Source organism: Streptomyces sp. SAS_270 (genome assembly GCF_052543295.1).
Genome location: NZ_JBMNDS010000032.1, coordinates 1 through 17828 on the forward strand (window position 1 = coordinate 1; position 17828 = coordinate 17828).

Sequence of the window (17828 nt, forward strand, 5' to 3'; positions counted from 1 at the left end):
ATGGGGTGGATCGGGGGCAGGTACAGCACGTCGAAGCCCATCGCGGCGACCGCGGGCAGCCGCTCGGCGGCCGTGCGGAAGGTGCCGCTGACCGGCGGCCTGCCCTCCTCGACCACGGCTCCCTCGGAACGCGGGAAGAACTCGTACCAGGCGCCGTACAACGCCCGCTCACGCTCCACCAGCAGAGGCATCGGCTCGCACGACGTGACGAAGTCGCGCAGCGGATGGCGGGCGAGGACCTCGTTCACCTCGGGCGTGAGAGCGGCGGCCAGCCGGGCCGCGGCAGGGCGGCCCGTGTCGCGCAGCGCGTCCACGGCCGCGAGGATCGTGTCCCGGCGCCCCTTGCCCTTGGGCACCCCGGCCGCCGCCCGCTCGTACAGGCGTGCGCCCTCCGTCAGGACCAGTTCCGTGTCCATCCCCGCCGGGATCTTGATGCCCGCGTGGTGGCGCCAGGTGCTGACCGGATCGCCCCACGCCTCGACCCGGTACGTCCAGCGGCCCTCCTTCCCCGCGGACACGGTGGCGCCCCAGCGGTCGGTGCCGGGGGCCAGTTCCCGCATCGGGGTCCAGGGGCCGGGGCGGCCGTCCGGGTCACGCAGGACGACGTTGGCGGCGACCGCGTCGTGCCCCTCGCGGAAGACCGTCGCGGAGACCTCGAAGGCCTCGCCGACGACCGCTTTGGCGGGCCGCCGTCCGTGCTGGACGACGGGCCGGACATCGAGGACCGGGATACGCCCCACGGTGTCGCCGCTGCTCGCAGGGGGTGCCGAAGAGGTGGGGGGACCGGTGTCGGCCCGTCGTATCGGAATGGTGTCGGACATACCGGTCCTCGCTGGTACCTCGGTGCCGGACCTGGCCGGTTCGTCGGTACCGGCCGCGGGGGCCGGGGTGCGCGTCGGGGGTGACGACGAGTGGTGCGTTGCGGGCATGACCGCTCCTGTCCGCATCAACGTGGGTGGGCGGATGAGGGTGTGGGGAGGTGGGGCCTGCGGGGTGTACCGGGGGAGCCTTCCCACCCTATGCGGGTGCGCATTCCGGCACTTTGTTAACTACTCACGCGTATGTCTACACACAAGACCGGCCTCGCCCGGTGAGGACGAGGCCGATACATGTCACATCCGTTCATCCGGGGCTGCTGACCTGCGCGGCCCGGGCGCCTCGGTGGCCCGCCCCGCTATGGGTTGCCGACTTGAAGGAGCTTGTTCGGCGAGCCGGGACCGACGTCCGAAATTCTCCCTGTGACGGCATGTTTTACCAGAGCCTTGCCGACGTCGGCGGGTGCCGCCCGGGGATGGCCCGCCAGATAGAGCGCGGCCGCCCCCGCCACGTGCGGACTCGCCATCGACGTACCGGAGAAGGTCGCCTTCCCGGTGTCGCTCGTGTACGACGCCGACGTGATCGCCACGCCCGGCGCGAACAGGTCGAGCGAGGCACCCGTGTTGGAGAAGGCCGCCCGCCGGTCCGCCTTGTCGCTCGCGCCGACCGTGAGGGCCTGCTTGACCCGGGCGGGTGAATACAGGCCCGCCGGCAGCCCGTCGTTGCCGGCCGCGACGGCGTAGGTGACCCCCGACGCGATCGAGTTGCGCACCGCCGCGTCGAGCTGGAGGTTGGCGTAGCCGCCCAGGCTCAGGTTCGCCACCGCGGGCTTGTGCGCGTGCCGGGTCACCCAGTCGATGCCCGCGATGACCTGCGCGGTCGTGCCCGAGCCCGCGTTGTCCAGGACGCGGACCGCGACCACCTTGGCCTTCTTCGCCACGCCGTACTTCGTGCCGACGATGGTGCCGGCGACATGCGTGCCGTGCCCGTTGCCGTCCTTGGCCGTCCTGTCGTTGCCGACGAAGTCCCAGCCGTAGCTCGCCCGGCCGCCGAAGTCCTTGTGGGTGATCCGGATGCCGGTGTCGATGACGTACGCCGTCACGCCGGCGCCCGCCGATTCGGGCCATGTGTAGCCCTTGTCGAGCGGCAGGCCGGGCTGGTCGATGCGGTCCAGGCCCCAGGACGGCGGATTCTTCTGGAAGTGGTCCAGCACCATCCGGGTGTCCTGGGCGACCGAGGCCACGCGGGAGTCCGCCGCGAGCCGCCGCGCCTGCCGCTCGTCGACCCTCACCGCATAGCCGTTCAGGGCCGTGCCGTAGGTGTGGCTGATTCTCGCCCCATACGTGGCGGCGATGCTCCTGCCCGTCTTCGACGGGGCCTTCGTACTCCCCTTGAGTGTCACGATGTAGCTTCCGCTGACGGAACCGGGATCGCCGGCGCCGAGTATCTGCCCCTCCGGGGCGGCGTGCGCGGGCAGGGTGATGGCCGAAAGTGCCGCAGCCGTCGTGACGGCGACAAGGCCCCCCGCCCAGCGCAGACGCCTCTCTCGCGTCCGTGCCATGGCTTGAGTTCCCCTCCTCGACAGGCGTACGACGGCCGCGTCTCGCCACGTCCGGCCTGCGCGGTCCGGTCCGCCACTGGGCAGCCTCTCGTGCCGCGTGAAGCACCACAAGAACGCACAGGAGGGCGGAATCAGCCATATCGCTCATGCGGTACACGTGAGGGTTGCGGCAGTTTTCCGCCGAAGTCACCGCAGCGGTGCTCAAGCCGGGGAGGCACGGAGTCGATGCGCCGTAGTTGGATCCGCGCCCGCGCCGCTACCGTCGTAGGGACGAAGGGCGTACGACGAGGTGCGCCCCTCAGAGCCTGTCCCGCAGGCTCTCCACCGCACTGCCGCGTACGTCCTTTGTGAAGGTGGCCGCTGTGAAGGCGATCCGCAGACTCACCGTACGTCCCGTACTCCCCGAAGCCCTTCACCCGCTCAGTGACCTGGCACGCAACCTCCGCTGGTCCTGGCATGCCGAGACACGCGATCTCTTCCAGTCCGTGGACCCCGAGCGCTGGGCCGCGTCCGACGGCGACCCCGTACGGCTGCTCGGCAGCGTGTCCACCGGGCGCCTCGCGGAGCTCGCGGAGGACCGCCGCTTCCTGCGCAGGCTCGGCGCGGCCGTCGACGACCTGCGCGACTACGTGAGCGGCGACCGCTGGTACCAGAACCAGACCGCCGAACTCCCCGCCGCCGTGGCCTACTTCTCGCCCGAGTTCGGCATCACCGCCGCGCTGCCGCAGTACTCGGGCGGCCTCGGCATCCTCGCCGGAGACCATCTCAAGGCGGCCAGCGACCTGGGTGTCCCCCTGATCGGCGTCGGGCTGCTCTACCGGCACGGCTACTTCCGCCAGTCCCTGTCGCGGGACGGCTGGCAGCAGGAGCACTATCCGGTCCTCGACCCCAACGAACTGCCCGTCGCCCCGCTGCGCGAACCCGACGGCACCCTCGCCCAGGTCTCCCTGGCGCTGCCCGGCGGCCGCGCGCTGCACGCCCGCGTCTGGCTGGCCCAGGTCGGCCGGGTCCCACTGCTCATGCTCGACTCCGACGTCGAGGAGAACGACCTCGGCGAACGCGGCGTCACCGACCGGCTCTACGGCGGCGGCAGCGATCACCGGCTGCTGCAGGAGATGCTGCTGGGTATAGGAGGAGTGCGGGCGGTGCGGACGTACTGCCGTCTCACCGGCCACGCCCAGCCCGAGGTGTTCCACACCAACGAGGGGCACGCGGGATTCCTGGGCCTGGAGCGCATCGCCGAACTGGCCGACGAGGGGCTGGAGTTCGATGCCGCCCTGGAGGCGGTCCGGGCGGGCACTGTCTTCACCACGCACACCCCCGTCCCCGCCGGCATCGACCGCTTCGACCGGGAGCTGGTGGCCCGGCACTTCGGCGCCGACGCCGAACTCCCGCGCATCGACGTCGAACGCGTCCTGCGGCTGGGCATGGAGACCTACCCGGGAGGCGAGCCCAACCTCTTCAACATGGCGGTGATGGGGCTGCGGCTGGGCCAACGCGCCAACGGGGTCTCCCTGTTGCACGGTCACGTCAGCCGGGAGATGTTCTCCGGGCTCTGGCCGGGCTTCGACCCGGAGGAGGTGCCCATCACCTCCGTGACCAACGGGGTGCACGCCCCGACCTGGGTGGCGCCCGAGGTCTTCCGGCTCGGCGCCCGGCAGATCGGCGCGCAGCGCACCGAGGACGCGATGACGGTGGGCGCCTCGGACCGCTGGGACGCGGTGGCGGACATCGCCGACCAGGAGATCTGGGACCTGCGCCGCGTCCTGCGGGAACAGCTCGTGGTGGAGGTGCGCGAACGCCTGCACGCCTCCTGGCGCCAGCGCGGCGCGGGAACGGCCGAACTGGGCTGGATCGACGGGGTGTTGGACCCGGACGTCCTCACCATCGGTTTCGCCCGCCGCGTCCCCTCCTACAAGCGTCTGACACTGATGCTGCGCGACCGCGACCGCCTGATGGATCTGCTGCTGCACCCCGAGCGCCCGATCCAGATCGTGGTCGCGGGCAAGGCGCACCCGGCGGACGACGGCGGCAAGCGCCTGATCCAGGAGCTGGTCCGGTTCGCCGACGACCCGCGCGTACGCCACCGGATCGTGTTCCTGCCCGACTACGGCATGGCGATGGCGCAGAAGCTCTATCCCGGCTGCGACATCTGGCTCAACAACCCGCTCAGGCCCTTGGAGGCATGCGGGACGAGCGGAATGAAGGCGGCGCTCAACGGCTGTCTGAACCTCTCCGTCCTGGACGGCTGGTGGGACGAGTGGTTCCAGCCCGACTTCGGCTGGGCCATCCCGACGGCGGACGGCACGGCCACGGACGACGACCGCCGCGACGACGTGGAGGCCGCGGCCCTCTACGACCTGATGGAACAGCGCGTCGCCCCGCGCTTCTACGAACAGGGCCAGGGCGGCCTGCCCGACCGCTGGATCGAGATGGTCCGCCAGACGCTGACCCACCTGGGCCCGAAGGTGCTGGCAGGCCGCATGGTCCGCGAATACGTGGAGCGCCTGTACGCCCCGGCCGCCCACGCCCATCGCGCCCTGTCCCCGGACACCGCCCGCGAGCTGGCCGGCTGGAAGGCACGGGTGCGCGATGCGTGGCACCACGTGAAGGTCGACCACGTGGAGGCGTCCGTCGCCACGACCACCGCCGAACTCGGCACCACCCTGTCCTTGCACGTGCGGGTCGGCCTCGGGGAACTGGTCCCGGACGACGTCGAGGTCCAGGCTGTCTCCGGCCGCGTGGACTCCGACGACGGCATCGCCGACGCGAGCTGCGTCCCGCTGAAACCGGCGGGCGGCCCGGACGCGGAGGGCCGCTGGATCTACGAGGGCCCCCTGTCCCTGGACCGCACCGGCCCCTTCGGCTACACGGTCCGCATCCTCCCGACCCATCGACTCCTCGCCTCCGGCGCGGAGTTGGGCCTGGTGGCGGTGCCTTCGGAGGAGACGGGGGAGGGGGCGGGGGTTCTGCTGCGGTGAGGGGGCCTGCCCCGTTGTGACCTACTCCTCGTACGGCGCGCACATCTTCCGCAGGACCGCCCCGCACCGTCGGGCGTACGCGTGCTGGAGGCCGCGCGTCGCCGGGCCCGCCGCGCGGGCGTACCACTTGGCGGGGCGGCTGAAGGCGGTGACGGTGAGCCAGACCGTGCCGTCGCCGGTGCGTTCGACGACGAAGGCCTCCTCGCCGCATTCGGGGTGGCCGGGGAGGGTGCCGTAGGCCCAGCCGGCGCGGCGGTACTCCTCCACCGTCCACACGATGCGGCAGGGGGCCTTGATGAGGGGACCGAGGCCGACGGTGACGTGGACGCCGGGGGCCGCCCTGTCGGCGTCCGCGGAGATGCCGACGCCCATCGCGCGGTGCATCTCCCAGGTCAGGACGGCGTCGGCCGCCGTACGGAAGACTTTCTCGCCCTCGCCGATGCGCGTACGTACGTGGAGGGGGTGGAACCCGGGCGGGCAGCGGCCGTCGCGGGTGGCGCCCACGTCCTCGTAGCTGAAGGGGGTGTCCGGGGAGAGCATGGGGGACAGCCTAGGGCGGTACCCGGAGTTGCCTTCGCTCCGGGTACCGCCCTGGCGTCGGTCAGGCAGTGACTAGCTGACGTTGACCGCGGACCAGGCCGCCGCCACCGCCTTGTACTCGGTGCTGGTGGAGCCGTACAGGGCGCTCGCCGCGGAGAGCGTGCCGGTACGGGCGGCCTTGTAGTTGGTCGACGACGTGAAGTACGTCGTCAGCGCCTTGTACCAGATCTGCAGGGCCTTGTCGCGGCCGATGCCGGTGACCGTGGAGCCGTTGGACGTCGGGGAGTTGTAGCTGACCCCGTTGATCGTCTTGGCGCCGCTGCCCTCCGAGAGGAGGTAGAAGAAGTGGTTCGCGACACCGGACGAGTAGTGGACGTCCAGGTTGCCGACGGAGGAGGACCAGGAGTCGGCGGAGCCGCCGTCCTTGCTGGGCTTGTCCATGTAGCGCAGCGGGGTGCCGTCGCCGTTGATGTTGATCTTCTCGCCGATGAGGTAGTCGCCCTTGTCGGAGGCGTTGTTGGCGAAGAACTCGACGCCGGTGCCGAAGATGTCCGAGGTCGCCTCGTTCAGGCCACCGGACTCGCCCGAGTAGTCCAGGCCCGCGGTGTTCGCGGTGACACCGTGGCTCATCTCGTGGCCGGCCACGTCCAGCGAGGTCAGCGGGTCGGTGTTGCCCTCGCCGTCGCCGTACGTCATGCAGAAGCAGCTGTCGTCCCAGAACGCGTTGACGTACGCGTTGCCGTAGTGGACCCGGGAGTAGGCCGCCACACCGTTGTTCTTGATGCCGCTGCGGCCGAACGTGGACTTGTAGAAGTCCCAGGTCTCCTGCGCGCCGTACGCGGCGTCGACGGCCGCGGTCTGGTCCGTGGCCGAGCTGGAGGCCGTGCCGGTGCCCCAGGCGTCGTCCGCGTCGGTGAACAGGGTGCCGGCCGACGAGCTGGTGCCGTGCGACTTGTTGTACGTCTTGTGGCCGCCGCGGGTGCCGTCGGTCAGCTGGTACGTCGTGCCCGACTTGGTGGTGTTGAGGGTGACCGTGCCCGAGTAGAGGCTCTTGCCGGAGCCGGTCTCGATGCCCTGGTACTCGAAGAGCTTCTTGCCGGTGGCGGCGTCGGTGATGACGTGCAGCTGGTTGGGGGTGCCGTCGTCCTGGAGTCCGCCGACGATCGTCTCGTAGGCCAGGGTCGGGGTGCCGTTGCCGGCCCAGATCACCTTGCGTGCGCCGTCCGCGGCGGTCTTCGCCGAGCCCGCGGCCTGCGCCGCGGTCAGGGCCTGCTTCTCGGCCTTGGCGGCGGTGACCTGCGGCTTGAGGGAAGCCACCTTGATGGTCTTCTTCGTCGCCTTGGTCACGGTCTCGGTCTTGCCCGGCTTCTGGTGGACGACCAGGTCGCCGCCGAGGACCGGGAGACCGGCGTACGTGCGCTCGTACCGCGTGTGCACCGTGCCGTCGGCGTCCTTGATGACGTCCTTGACGACCAGCTTCTCCTTGGCGCCGAGGCCTATCTCCTGAGCCGTCGCGGCCGTGTTGGCCTGCGCCTGCTGGATCAGGGACGTGCGCGCCGCCGTGGACAGCGATACCGGGGCACCGGCGAGCTTGGTGCTGCCCGAGGGGGAGGCGGCGTTCTGTGCGGATGCACCGGTGGTCATACCGGTGGCGAGCAGGGCTCCGGCTGCGACAGCAGTGGCGATGGCCAGAGTGGTGCGCTTGTGACGCGCGTAGAACTGAGTCACGCAAGCTCCTCGTGTGGGGGCGTCCGGACAACGTGGGGTAGCCGTACGGACGGTGTGAAGTTGCGGTGCGGGTGAGCCGTGCGGTGGAAGAGTGACATCGGAGGCACATAAATGTCATGACCCCGACCAGATCTTGGCTGAAAATCGACGTCTGGGTGAAGAATTGGGGGTCACACGGAGACGGTTCGGTCCTGGCAAAGCGGCAACCAAGGCGCGGTCAGGGCATGGCAAAGAGGGCGCCGCCCCGGGGAGTTGAACCTCCGGGACGGCGCCCTGTCCTGTGCCTTGCGGGAAACCCCGTCGTTCAGGGTTTACGGGAAGGTCAGCTTCCAGCTGTTGATGTAGCCGGTGTCCTGTGCCGCCTTGTCCTGAACCCTCAACTTCCAGGCACCGTTGGCGACTTCGGAGGAAGCGTTGACCGTGTAGGTCGTCTGGACGTTGTCCGCCGAGTCGGAGGAGCTGAAGGCCTTCAGGTTGTACACCGAGCCGTCGGGGGCCACCAGGTCGACGACGAGGTCACCGCGCCAGGTGTGGATGATGTCCACCGCGACCGCGAGGTTGGTCGGTGCGTTGCCGGTGCGGCCGCTGACCGTGATCGACGACGTGACCGCCGCTCCGTTGTCCGGAATTGATACGTCGGCCGTGTTCTCGAAGGACGTACCGCCACCGCCACCACCGCCGGGACGCGAGCCCACGTTCACGCCCGCCCACGCGTTCTGCACGGCCGTGTACTCGGCGCTCGTGGTGCCGTACAGCTCGCCCGCCGCCGCCAGCGTGCCCGTGCGGGCCGACGCGTAGTTGGTGGTCGAGGTGAACTTCGTGGTGAGCGCGCGGTACCAGATCTGCAGCGCCTTGTCGCGGCCGATGCCGGTGACCGGCAGACCGTCGGAGGTGGGCGAGTTGTAGCTGACGCCGTTGATGACCTTGGCGCCGCTGCCCTCGCTCAGCAGGTAGAAGAAGTGGTTGGCGACACCCGACGAGTAGTGCACGTCGAGGTTGCCGACACCCGAGTACCAGGAGTCGGCGGAGCCGCCGTCCTTGCTGGGCTTGTCCATGTAGCGCAGCGGGGTGCCGTCGCCGTTGATGTCGATCTTCTCGCCGATGAGGTAGTCGCCCACGTCGGTCGAGTTGGCCGCGTAGAACTCCACGCCGGTGCCGAAGATGTCCGAGGTGGCCTCGTTCAGACCGCCGGACTCACCGCTGTAGTTGAGGCCCGCGGTGTTGGAGGTGACACCGTGGCTCATCTCGTGGCCGGCCACGTCCAGCGAGGTCAGCGGGTCGGCGTTGCCGGAGCCGTCGCCGTAGGTCATGCAGAAGCAGCCGTCGTCCCAGAACGCGTTGACGTACGCGTTCCCGTAGTGCACCCGGGAGTACGCGCCCACGCCGTTGTTCTTGATGCCGCTGCGGCCGAAGGTGTTCTTGTAGAAGTCCCACGTCTCCGCGGCGCCGTAGTGCGCGTCGGCGCCCGCGGTCGCGGCGTTCGACGTGGTGCTGTTGCCCCACGTGTCGCTGGACTGCGAGAACAGCGTGCCGGTGCCCGACGTCCCGTGGTTCAGGTTGTACGTCTTGTGGTTGCCGCGCGCGCCGTCGTTCAGCGTGAACGTGGAGCCCGACTGCGTCGTCGTCAGCGAGACCTGGCCGCTGTACTGCGTGTTGCCGATGCCGTTCTTGATGCCCTGGTACTCGAAGAGCTTCTTGCCGGTGGCGGCGTCGGTGATGACGTGCAGCTGGTTGGGGGTGCCGTCGTCCTGGAGTCCGCCGACGACGGTCTCGTAGGCCAGGGTCGGGGTGCCGTTGCCGGCCCAGATCACCTTGCGCGGCGCGCGGTCCGCGTCCGTGGACTTGGAGCCCGCGGCCTTCGCGGCGGTCAGCGCCTGCTTCTCCGCCTTCGCGGCGGTGATCTGCGGCTTGACCGAGGCGACCTTGATGGCGGCCTTCGTCGCCTTGTAGACGTGCCCGGTCCTGCCGGACTTCGCGGTGTCGACGACCAGGTCGCCGCCGAGGACCGGGAGACCGGCGTACGTCCGCTCGTAGCGGGTGTGGACGGTGCCGTTCGCGTCCTTGATGACGTCACGGGCGACGAGCGACTCCTTCGCCCCGAGGCCCAGGTCCTTGGCGGTGTCCGCCTTGGCCGCGTTGGCGTCGCGTATCAGCTCGGCGCGCTGCGAGGGGGTGAGCTTCATGGCGACGGCGCCGGGGTTGATCTTGCCCGCCGACGGTGCCTGTGCCGGGGCGGCGCTGGCGGCGCCCGACTGCACGGCCGCGGCCAGCAGGGCGGTGACGCCGACGAGGGCGACGCCCGCGATGCGGCGCTGGGTGGTGTGGGAGGTGCGTCTGTGGGAGGAACTGCTGCTCAACACTGACTCCTTCTGCGTGGCCGCGGGTCGCGCGGCCAGGGGAGACCGAACGGAGGGTGACCCGTCCGGGCACAACAGGGAAGTACGCAGAAACAGGTGCATGGGGTGGAGCGGACACGGCACAGCGATGGGACTGTGAGGTTGCTGTGGAGTGGCCGTGGGAAGAGTGGCAGGAGATTGCATCGTCTGTCAGGACCGCATCAACATGTTGGCCAGAATTGGTCCGTTGTCCGGGTGGTCATGTTCGGTATACGGACTTGTTGGCCGGCGTACGCACAGAGTTGAACAATCCCCAAGTCGGACAGGGGCGGAAGCGCGTCGACGCAGGGGCCGGCGGGGCGCCGCGGTGTGACGGGAGTTGTCCACCGGGGTGGCCGGGGTGCGAGGGGCAACGAGTACGGCCGGGCGAGAGGACGCACACCCGACCGCGGTCCTTGGCTTCAGTCGTACGCGTGACCGTCCCCGTGCCACGAGCGCCACAGCGCCGCGTACGCGCCGTCCGCGGCCACCAGGTCGTCGTGCGTGCCGAGTTCGGTGAGGCGGCCGTCCTCCATCACGGCCACGCGGTCCGCGTCGTGCGCGGTGTGCAGACGGTGCGCGACGGCGATGACGGTGCGGCCCGCGAGGACGGCGGCCAGCGCGCGCTCCGTGTGGCGGGCGGTCGCCGGGTCCAGCAGGGCCGTCGCCTCGTCGAGGATCAGCGTGTGCGGGTCGGCCAGCACGACGCGGGCCAGAGCGAGTTGCTGGGCCTGCGAGCCGTCCGTGACCGGCGTTCCGCCCGGCCGCCCGGTGCCGGACTCCGGGGCGGTCCCGCCCGAGCCCAGTACGGTGTCCAGGCCGTCCGGCAGCTCGGCCACCCACCCGGCGGCGTCGACCGCGGCGAGAGCCGCCCACAACTCGGCGTCGGTGGCGGACGGTTCGGCGATCAGCAGGTTCTCGCGGACGGTGCCGAGGAACACATGGTGCTCCTGGGTGACCAGCACGACCTGCCGGCGCAACTGCTCGGCGTCCAGATCGGCGACCGGCACCCGCCCCACCGTCACGGTGCCCGAGGTCGGCCGGTCGATGCCCGACAGCAGCCTGCTCAGAGTGGTCTTGCCCGCCCCGGACGGGCCGACGAGCGCCAGCCGTTCCCCGGGGCGCACGGTCAGGTCGATCCCGCGCAGGACCTCGCCCCCGCGGTCGTACGCGTACCGCACCCCGCGTACGTCGATCCGGTCGTCCTGCGGCACCGGCGCGTCCGCGGCCTCGGCCCGCGGCGCCCGGGCCAGTCCCTCCACCCGGGCGAAGGAGGCGCCGCTGCTCTGCAACTGCTCGACCCGCATCAGGATCCTGTCGAGCGGATCGCTGAGCTGGCGCAGATACAGGGCGGCCGCGACCACCTCGCCCAGGCTCATCGCACCCCGTGCGTGCAGTGCGCCGCCGAGCAGCAGCACACCCGCCACCGGGACGAGATAGGAGACCTCCACGGCCGGGAAGAACACGCTGCGCAGGAACAGCGTGTACAGCCGCGTACGCCGGGATGTCTCAAGTGCCTCCCGGCTCGCGGCCACCCGGCGCTCCCCGAGCCCGAACGCCTCGACCGTACGGGCCCCGGAGGCGGTGGCCGCGAGGATCTCCGCGACGTCCGAAACGGCCGCGCCCTCCGCCAGATACCCGGCGCGTGCCCGGCGCAGATACCAGCGCAGCCCGATCCAGATCCCGACCAGGCCGACCACCCCGCAGCCGCCCAGCAGCGGATTGATGACGAAGACCGCGCCGAGGATGAACAGCGCCTGCACGGAGGCGATGAGCAGCTCGGGCCCGGCGTCGCGCAGGGTGCTGCCGACGGCGACGACGTCGGCCGTGCCGCGTGCCGTCAGGTCGCCGGTGCCGGCCCGCTCCACCACCGACGCGGGCAGCGCGAGGGCCCGCTCGACGAACTGCTCGCGCACCCGCGCCAGCGTCCGTTCACCGAAGCGGTGCCCGACATACCGGCCCCAGCGCGCCAGCAGCAACTGCACCAGCGCGCACAGCAGGATCACCAGCGCCAGCCGGTCCACTGCGCCGACGCCCCCGCCCGCCCGGACGTCGTCGATGATCCGGCCGAGCAGCCACGGCCCGGCGAGACCGGCACCCGCCGCCAGCGCGTTCAGCCCGAGCACGGCGAGGAACGCCCGCCGGTCGGCCCGGATCAGCCTGAGCGCCGCCCGCCGCACGTCGGCCTGCTCGGCGACGGGCAACTGCCCCGAGCGTTCTCCCGAGCGTTCTCCCGACAGGTCTTTCGGCAACTGCGTCGCAGGCGTCACCGTACGACCTCCTCGGCGGTCTCGGCGGTCTCGGCGTCCTCGTCCCGTGCGACCAGTGCGCGGTATCCCGGCTCCTCGGCGAGCAGCCGGGCATGGCTGCCGCTCGCGGCGACCTTGCCGTCGACCAGGAAGTGCACGGTGTCCGCCCGGTCGAGGACCAGCGGGGAGGTGGTGGTGACGACGGTCGTACGTCCCTTGCGCGCGGCCCGCAGCCGGTCCGCTACCATGGCCTCCGTGTGGGCGTCGAGCGCCGAGGTCGGCTCGACGGCCAGCAGCACCTCCGGGTCGGCAAGCAGCGCCCGGGCCAGCCGTACGCGCTGGCGCTGGCCGCCGGAGACGTTGCGCCCTTGCGCGTCCATGACCGCGTCGAGCCCGTCGGGCAGGCCCTGCACGATGTCGTCGGCGACCGCCGCGTGCACGGCGCGCACGAGGTCGTCCTCGGCGGGTTCCCGGCGCCCGCCGATCAGTTCGCGCAGCGGGCCCGCGAACAGGTCGGCGTCGTGGTCCGCGAGCAGGATCCGCTCGCGCAGCTGCGGCAGGGCGATCTCGTCGAGCGGCACCGCGCCCCAGGTCACCGCCGTCGGCGCGTACCGGCCGAGGCGGTCGAGTACGGCCGCGGACTCGGCGGGACGGGCACCGGCCAGCGCGGTCAGCCGCCCGGGCAGCACCCGCACCCCGGACTCCGGGTCGTGCAGCGCGGCGGGCTCGGCCGGTGCGTCCCTGGTGCCGCTGTCCTCCAGGGGCTCAAGACGCAGGAACCGTACGACCCGACGCGCCCCCACGACGCCGCGGCTGAGCTGGTAACCGAACTCGATGAAGAACGCCACCATCGGCACCACGACCGCGACATAGCCGTACACCGACACCAACTCGCCCACGGTGATGTCACCCTGGGCGGCCAGCCGGGCCGCAAGCCAGGTCACGACGGCGAGGAACACCGTCGGCAGCCCGACACCCAGCGCCTGGATCCAGCTGGTCACCGCCCCGACCCGGTACCCCTGCACCCGCAGCCGCTGCGAGTCCCGCTGGAAGGCGTCGGCGAACAGCCCCTTGCCGCCGAGTCCGTTGAGGACCCGCAGTCCTCCCGCGAGATCGCCGATCCGTGCGGTCAGCACGCCCTGTCGTTCGCGGTACGCCGTCTCCGTGTTCTGCAGCCGTCCCATCAGCGGGCCCACCACGACGACGACCACGGGCAGGCCCAGCAGGATGACGCCGGCCAGCAGCGGCGAGACCGAGAGCAGCAGAGCGGCGACGAAGAGGTAGGAGACGGCGGCGCCGACGCCCGGGCCGACGACGGTCAGGGCCTGGCTGATGGTCTGGACGTCGCCCACGCCGATCGTGACGACCTCACCGGCCCCGACCTGGCGCGACAGCGCGGAGCCCAGCCGGACCGACTGCCCCACGACGACCTTCACCGTGCGGAAGTTGGCGTCCATCCGGACCCGGGTCATCGTGCGGTGCCGCATGATGCTCAGCCAGGCGTTGAACGCGCCGACACCGACCAGGGCGGCGGTCCAGCCGGCCAGCGCCGTCTGGTCGCCCGGCTCCAGGCCGTCGTCGATCGCCCGGGACAGCAGGTACGGCGCCACCGCTATCAGCACCAGCCAGGTGCTGCCGAGCAGCGCCCCGGCCGCGGCGCGGCCCGGCTGCCGAGTGACCAGCCACCACAGATACCGGCCGCCACCGCGGCAGTCCGGGGTACCTGGATCCCCGTACGCGTCAATCATTTTGAGCTCCCTCGCCCCACTCAGGTCTGCGTCCGCTGCCTCCCCGCTGCTAGGGGGCTTCTGACGGATCTTCGCGGCGTCTAGACCAGGCTGTCCCGCCACGCCCGGTGCAGGTCCGCGAACCTGCCGGTGTCCGCGATGAGCCGGTCCGGGCTGCCGTCCTCGACGATCCGGCCGTGCTCCATGACCAGCACCCGGTCCGCGATCTCCACCGTGGACAGCCGGTGCGCGATGACCACCGCCGTACGGCCGCGCAGCACCGTCAGCATGGCGCGCTGCACGGCCCGTTCACCGGGGATGTCCAGCGAGCTGGTCGCCTCGTCGAGGATCAGGACCGCCGGGTCGGCGAGCAACGCCCGCGCGAACGCGACCAGTTGGCGCTGACCCGCCGAAATGCGGCCGCCCCGCTTGCGTACGTCGGTGTCGTAGCCCTCGGGCAGCGAGCTGATGAAGTCATGGGCGCCGATCGCCTTGGCCGCCTGCTCGATGTCCTCGCGGGACGCGTCGGGGCGGCCGATCGCTATGTTCTCGGCGACCGTGCCGGAGAACAGGAACGCCTCCTGCGTCACCATCACCACACCGCGCCGCAGTTCGGGCACCGACAGCTCGCGCAGGTCGACGCCGTCGAGCAGGACCCGTCCCTCGGAGGGGTCGTAGAAGCGGGCCAGCAGCTTCGCGAGCGTCGACTTGCCGGCGCCCGTCGAGCCGACGACGGCCACGGTCTGCCCGGCGGGCAGGGTGAGGGAGAAGCGCGGGAGGACCTCGCCGCCGGTGCGGTAGGCGAAGCGGACGTCGTCGAACACCACCTCCCGGCCCGGGTGCTCGGACTCCAGGGCGGGCAGCGGGCGCGGTGCGGAAGGCTCCGGGACCGACGGCGTCTGGGCCAGCAACCCGGCGATCTTCTCCAGCGAGGCCGCCGCCGACTGGTAGGAGTTGAGGAACATGGCCAGGCGGTCGATGGGGTCGTAGAGCCGGCGCAGATACAGCACCGCCGCCGCCAGGACGCCCAGCTCCAGCGAGCCGTCCGCCACCCGGTGGGCGCCCCACAGCACGATGCCCGCCACCGCCATGTTGGCGACCAGGCGGGAGCTGGTGACATAGCGGGCCATCTCCAGGAAGGAGTCGGCGTTGACGCGTTCGTGGCGCTGGTTCAGTACGCGGAAGTCCGCGTCGTTGGCCGCTTCGCGCCTGAACGCGCGCACCGGGCGGATGCCGTTCATCGTCTCCGCGAACTTCACGATGACCGCCGCGATCGCGGTGGACCGCAGCAGGAAGATCCTGGCCGCGCGGCGCCGGTAGAGGCGGATGAGCAGATGGAGCGGCACGAACGAGGCCACCGCCACCGCACCGAGGCCCAGGTCCAGCCAGAGCAGCATCGCGGAGATGTAGACGAAGGACAGGATGACCATGACGAGTTCCTGCAGGCCCTCGCTGAGGAGCTCGCGCAGCGACTCGACGTCCGTGGTGGAGCGGGAGATCAGCCGGCCCGAGGTGTAGCGCTCGTGGAAGTCGATGCTCAGGGCTTGCGCGTGCCGGAAGATCCGGCCGCGCAGATCGAGCAGCACGTCCTGGTTGACCCGCGCGGACGCCAGGATGAACGCGTACTGCAGAGCCCCGGAGAGCACCGCGCACAGCGCGTACGCCACCCCGACCGCGATCAGCGGACCGTGGTCGTCACGGCGGAACGCCGGTACGCCGCGATCGATGGCGTACGCGACCAGCAGCGGGCCCAGCTGCACCGCCGCCTGCTGGACCAGGAGCAGCACCGTCGTGAGCACGACGCGGGCCCGCAGCGGGGCCAGCAGGGAGCGCAGCAGCGCGGCCGTCGCGCCCGGGGGCGTGGGGAGATCGTCGTGGTCGAAGGGGTCGCGGTGATCGGCCGGTTGCCCGGCCCGCCCCTTGCCGCCGCCGTCGCCGGTGTTGCTGTCCGGGTCCTTGTCCGGCGCGGTCGTCGTCGGCGCCGTCATCGGTCGTCCTCCTCGGTGCCCGACATCAGCCAGGCGTACTCGGCGTTGGTGCGCAGCAGTTCCTGGTGCGTGCCGACCGCCGCGACACGGCCGCCGGAGAGCAGCGCCACACGGTCGGCGAGCAGCACGGTGGACGGGCGGTGGGCCACGATCAGGGCGGTCGTCTCGGCCAGCACGCGGCGCAGCGCGGCCTCCACCGCGGCCTCCGTGTGGACGTCCAGTGCGGAGAGCGGGTCGTCCAGGACGAGGAAGCGGGGGCGCCCGACGACCGCCCGGGCCAGGGCGAGACGCTGGCGCTGGCCGCCGGACAGGCTCAGGCCCTGCTCGCCGACCTGGGTGGCCGTGCCCTGCGGCAGCGTGTGCGTGAAGTCGGCCTGGGCGACGGCCAGCGCCCGCTCCAGCTCCGGTTCGCCCGCGGAGTGCGGCGCGCCCATGAGGACGTTCTCGCCGACGGTGGCCGAGAAGAGGGTGGGCTCCTCGAAGGCGACGGCGACGAGTTCGCGCAGGGCCGCCCGGGGCATCGCCGTGATGTCCACGCCGTCCAGGGTGATGCGGCCCGACGTCACCTCGTGCAGCCGGGGGACGAGCGCGGTGAGCGTCGTCTTGCCGCTGCCGGTCGCGCCCACCAGGGCCATCGACTCGCCGGGGCGGACGTGCAGGTCGATGCGGTCGAGGACGGGAAGCGCGTCGGCGGGAGCGTCGGGGTAGCGGAACCGGACGTCGTGGAACCGGAGTCCGCCGTCCGCGGCGGCGGCGGCCGTGCCTGCCGCGGGTCCCTGCGCGGTCGGGGCGTCCGCGACGAGGAGGGGTGCGTGCGCCGTCGGGGCGTCCGCCGACTCCGGCTCCTCGTCCATCACCTCGAAGTACCGCTCCGTCGCCGTCGCCGCCTCCTGGCTCATGGCGAGCAGGAAGCCGATGGACTCGATGGGCCAGCGCAGGGCGAGCGCGGTGGAGAGGAAGGCCACCAGGGTGCCGGCCGAGAGGTCGCCGTCGGCGACCTGGACGGTGCCGAGGACGAGAGCGGCGCCGATGGCCAGTTCCGGCAGGGTGACGATGACGGCCCAGATCACGGCGAGCAGCCGCGCCTTGTCGAACTCCGTGCCGCGCAGCGTCGAGGACAGGTCCCGGAAGGCGCGGGCCTGGCTGCGGTGCTGCCCGAACCCCTTGATGATCCGGATGCCGAGCACGCTCTCCTCGACGACCGTCGTCAGATCGCCCACCTGGTCCTGGGCGCGCCGGGCCACCGTCGCGTACCGCCCCTCGAACAGCGAGCACATGATCATCACGGGGATGCCCGGCCCCAGGATCACCAGCCCGAGCGTCCAGTCCTGGAACAGCATGATGGCCACGCCCACCACGATCGTCACCGCGTTGACCAGCAGGAACGTAAGAGGGAAGGCGAGGAACATGCGCAGCAGCATCAGGTCGGTCATGCCGCGCGACAGCAACTGCCCCGACGCCCACCGGTCGTGGAAGGCGACCGGCAGCCGCTGCAGATGCCGGTACAGATCCGCCCGCATCCCCGCCTCGACGCCCGCCAGCGGCCGTGCCACCAGCCACCGCCGCAGACCGAACAGCAGCGCCTCCGCGAAGCCGAGCAGCAGCAGATACAGCGCGCCCAGCCAGATGCCCCCGGTGTCCCGGTCGGCCACCGGTCCGTCCACGAGCCACTTCAGGACGAGCGGAATCACCAGACCCAGACACGAGGCGACCACCGACACGAAGGCAGCGGCGAACAGCCGCAGTCGCACCGGCCGCACATACGGCCACAGGCGCAGCAGCGTCCGTACGGCGGAGTGGTCCTTGGTGGTTGCACGTGTCGTGGGCATCACGGGCGAGCCTACGGATCGGCACTGACAACGC

Annotated in this window: 10 protein-coding genes; 1 reads left to right on the plus strand and 9 read right to left on the minus strand. The window is 71.3% G+C overall.

Features of this window, described 5'->3' with window-relative positions; genetic code table 11:
- Together ACN6LB_RS21605 and ACN6LB_RS21610 are read right to left on the minus strand one after the other, a co-directional pair.
- The coding region (locus ACN6LB_RS21605) for a maltotransferase domain-containing protein (protein WP_445027348.1) at positions 1–929 on the minus strand (929 nt) is incomplete at its 3' end.
- A 245-nt stretch (positions 930–1174) separates the two neighbouring features.
- Positions 1175–2377: a S8 family peptidase gene (locus ACN6LB_RS21610; RefSeq protein ID WP_445027349.1), complete on the minus strand. Its 1203-nt coding sequence runs from the start codon at positions 2375–2377 to the stop codon at positions 1175–1177.
- Positions 2378–2739: 362 nt separating this feature from the next.
- On the opposite strand from ACN6LB_RS21610, the gene glgP reads away from it, so the two are divergent.
- Entirely contained in the window at positions 2740–5358 is a 2619-nt protein-coding gene (gene glgP / locus ACN6LB_RS21615) for an alpha-glucan family phosphorylase (protein WP_445027405.1), read from the plus strand.
- A gap of 21 nt (positions 5359–5379) precedes the next feature.
- Here glgP and ACN6LB_RS21620 read toward each other — a convergent pair whose 3' ends face one another.
- The 7 genes from ACN6LB_RS21620 to ACN6LB_RS21650 form a co-directional block, all read right to left on the minus strand.
- Positions 5380–5898 (minus strand): DUF1990 family protein, encoded by a 519-nt coding sequence (locus ACN6LB_RS21620; RefSeq protein WP_445027350.1) that lies wholly within the window; start codon positions 5896–5898, stop codon positions 5380–5382.
- Positions 5899–5970: 72 nt separating this feature from the next.
- Entirely contained in the window at positions 5971–7626 is a 1656-nt protein-coding gene (locus ACN6LB_RS21625) for a M4 family metallopeptidase (RefSeq protein ID WP_356134126.1), read from the minus strand.
- 311 nt (positions 7627–7937) lie between these two features.
- The gene (locus tag ACN6LB_RS21630) at positions 7938–9983 is read right to left on the minus strand and encodes a M4 family metallopeptidase (protein ID WP_356134124.1); all 2046 of its coding nucleotides are present in this window, start codon (positions 9981–9983) and stop codon (positions 7938–7940) included.
- Positions 9984–10423: 440 nt separating this feature from the next.
- The gene (locus tag ACN6LB_RS21635) at positions 10424–12271 is read right to left on the minus strand and encodes an ABC transporter ATP-binding protein (protein WP_445027351.1); all 1848 of its coding nucleotides are present in this window, start codon (positions 12269–12271) and stop codon (positions 10424–10426) included.
- Entirely contained in the window at positions 12268–13998 is a 1731-nt protein-coding gene (locus ACN6LB_RS21640) for an ABC transporter ATP-binding protein (protein ID WP_445027352.1), read from the minus strand. The genes ACN6LB_RS21635 and ACN6LB_RS21640 overlap by 4 nt, the downstream gene beginning before the upstream one ends.
- Before the next feature lie 80 nt (positions 13999–14078).
- Positions 14079–15965 carry an ABC transporter ATP-binding protein gene (locus ACN6LB_RS21645; protein ID WP_445027353.1) on the minus strand — a complete coding sequence of 629 codons (1887 nt, stop codon included), beginning with the start codon at positions 15963–15965 and terminating at the stop codon, positions 14079–14081.
- Complete coding sequence (locus tag ACN6LB_RS21650; protein WP_445027354.1) at positions 15962–17794, minus strand: ABC transporter ATP-binding protein; 1833 nt, start codon at positions 17792–17794, stop codon at positions 15962–15964. The genes ACN6LB_RS21645 and ACN6LB_RS21650 overlap by 4 nt, the downstream gene beginning before the upstream one ends.
- Positions 17795–17828: the final 34 nt, after the last annotated feature.

What these genes read in the sequence shown, in the direction of transcription:
- ACN6LB_RS21610 (WP_445027349.1), bottom strand. Translation starts at nt 2,377, where the DNA reads ATGGCACGGACGCGAGAGAGGCGTCTGCGCTGGGCGGGGGGCCTTGTC.
- ACN6LB_RS21620 (WP_445027350.1), bottom strand. Translation starts at nt 5,898, where the DNA reads ATGCTCTCCCCGGACACCCCCTTCAGCTACGAGGACGTGGGCGCCACC.
- ACN6LB_RS21640 (WP_445027352.1), bottom strand. Translation starts at nt 13,998, where the DNA reads ATGATTGACGCGTACGGGGATCCAGGTACCCCGGACTGCCGCGGTGGC.
- ACN6LB_RS21645 (WP_445027353.1), bottom strand. Translation starts at nt 15,965, where the DNA reads ATGACGGCGCCGACGACGACCGCGCCGGACAAGGACCCGGACAGCAAC.
- ACN6LB_RS21650 (WP_445027354.1), bottom strand. Translation starts at nt 17,794, where the DNA reads ATGCCCACGACACGTGCAACCACCAAGGACCACTCCGCCGTACGGACG.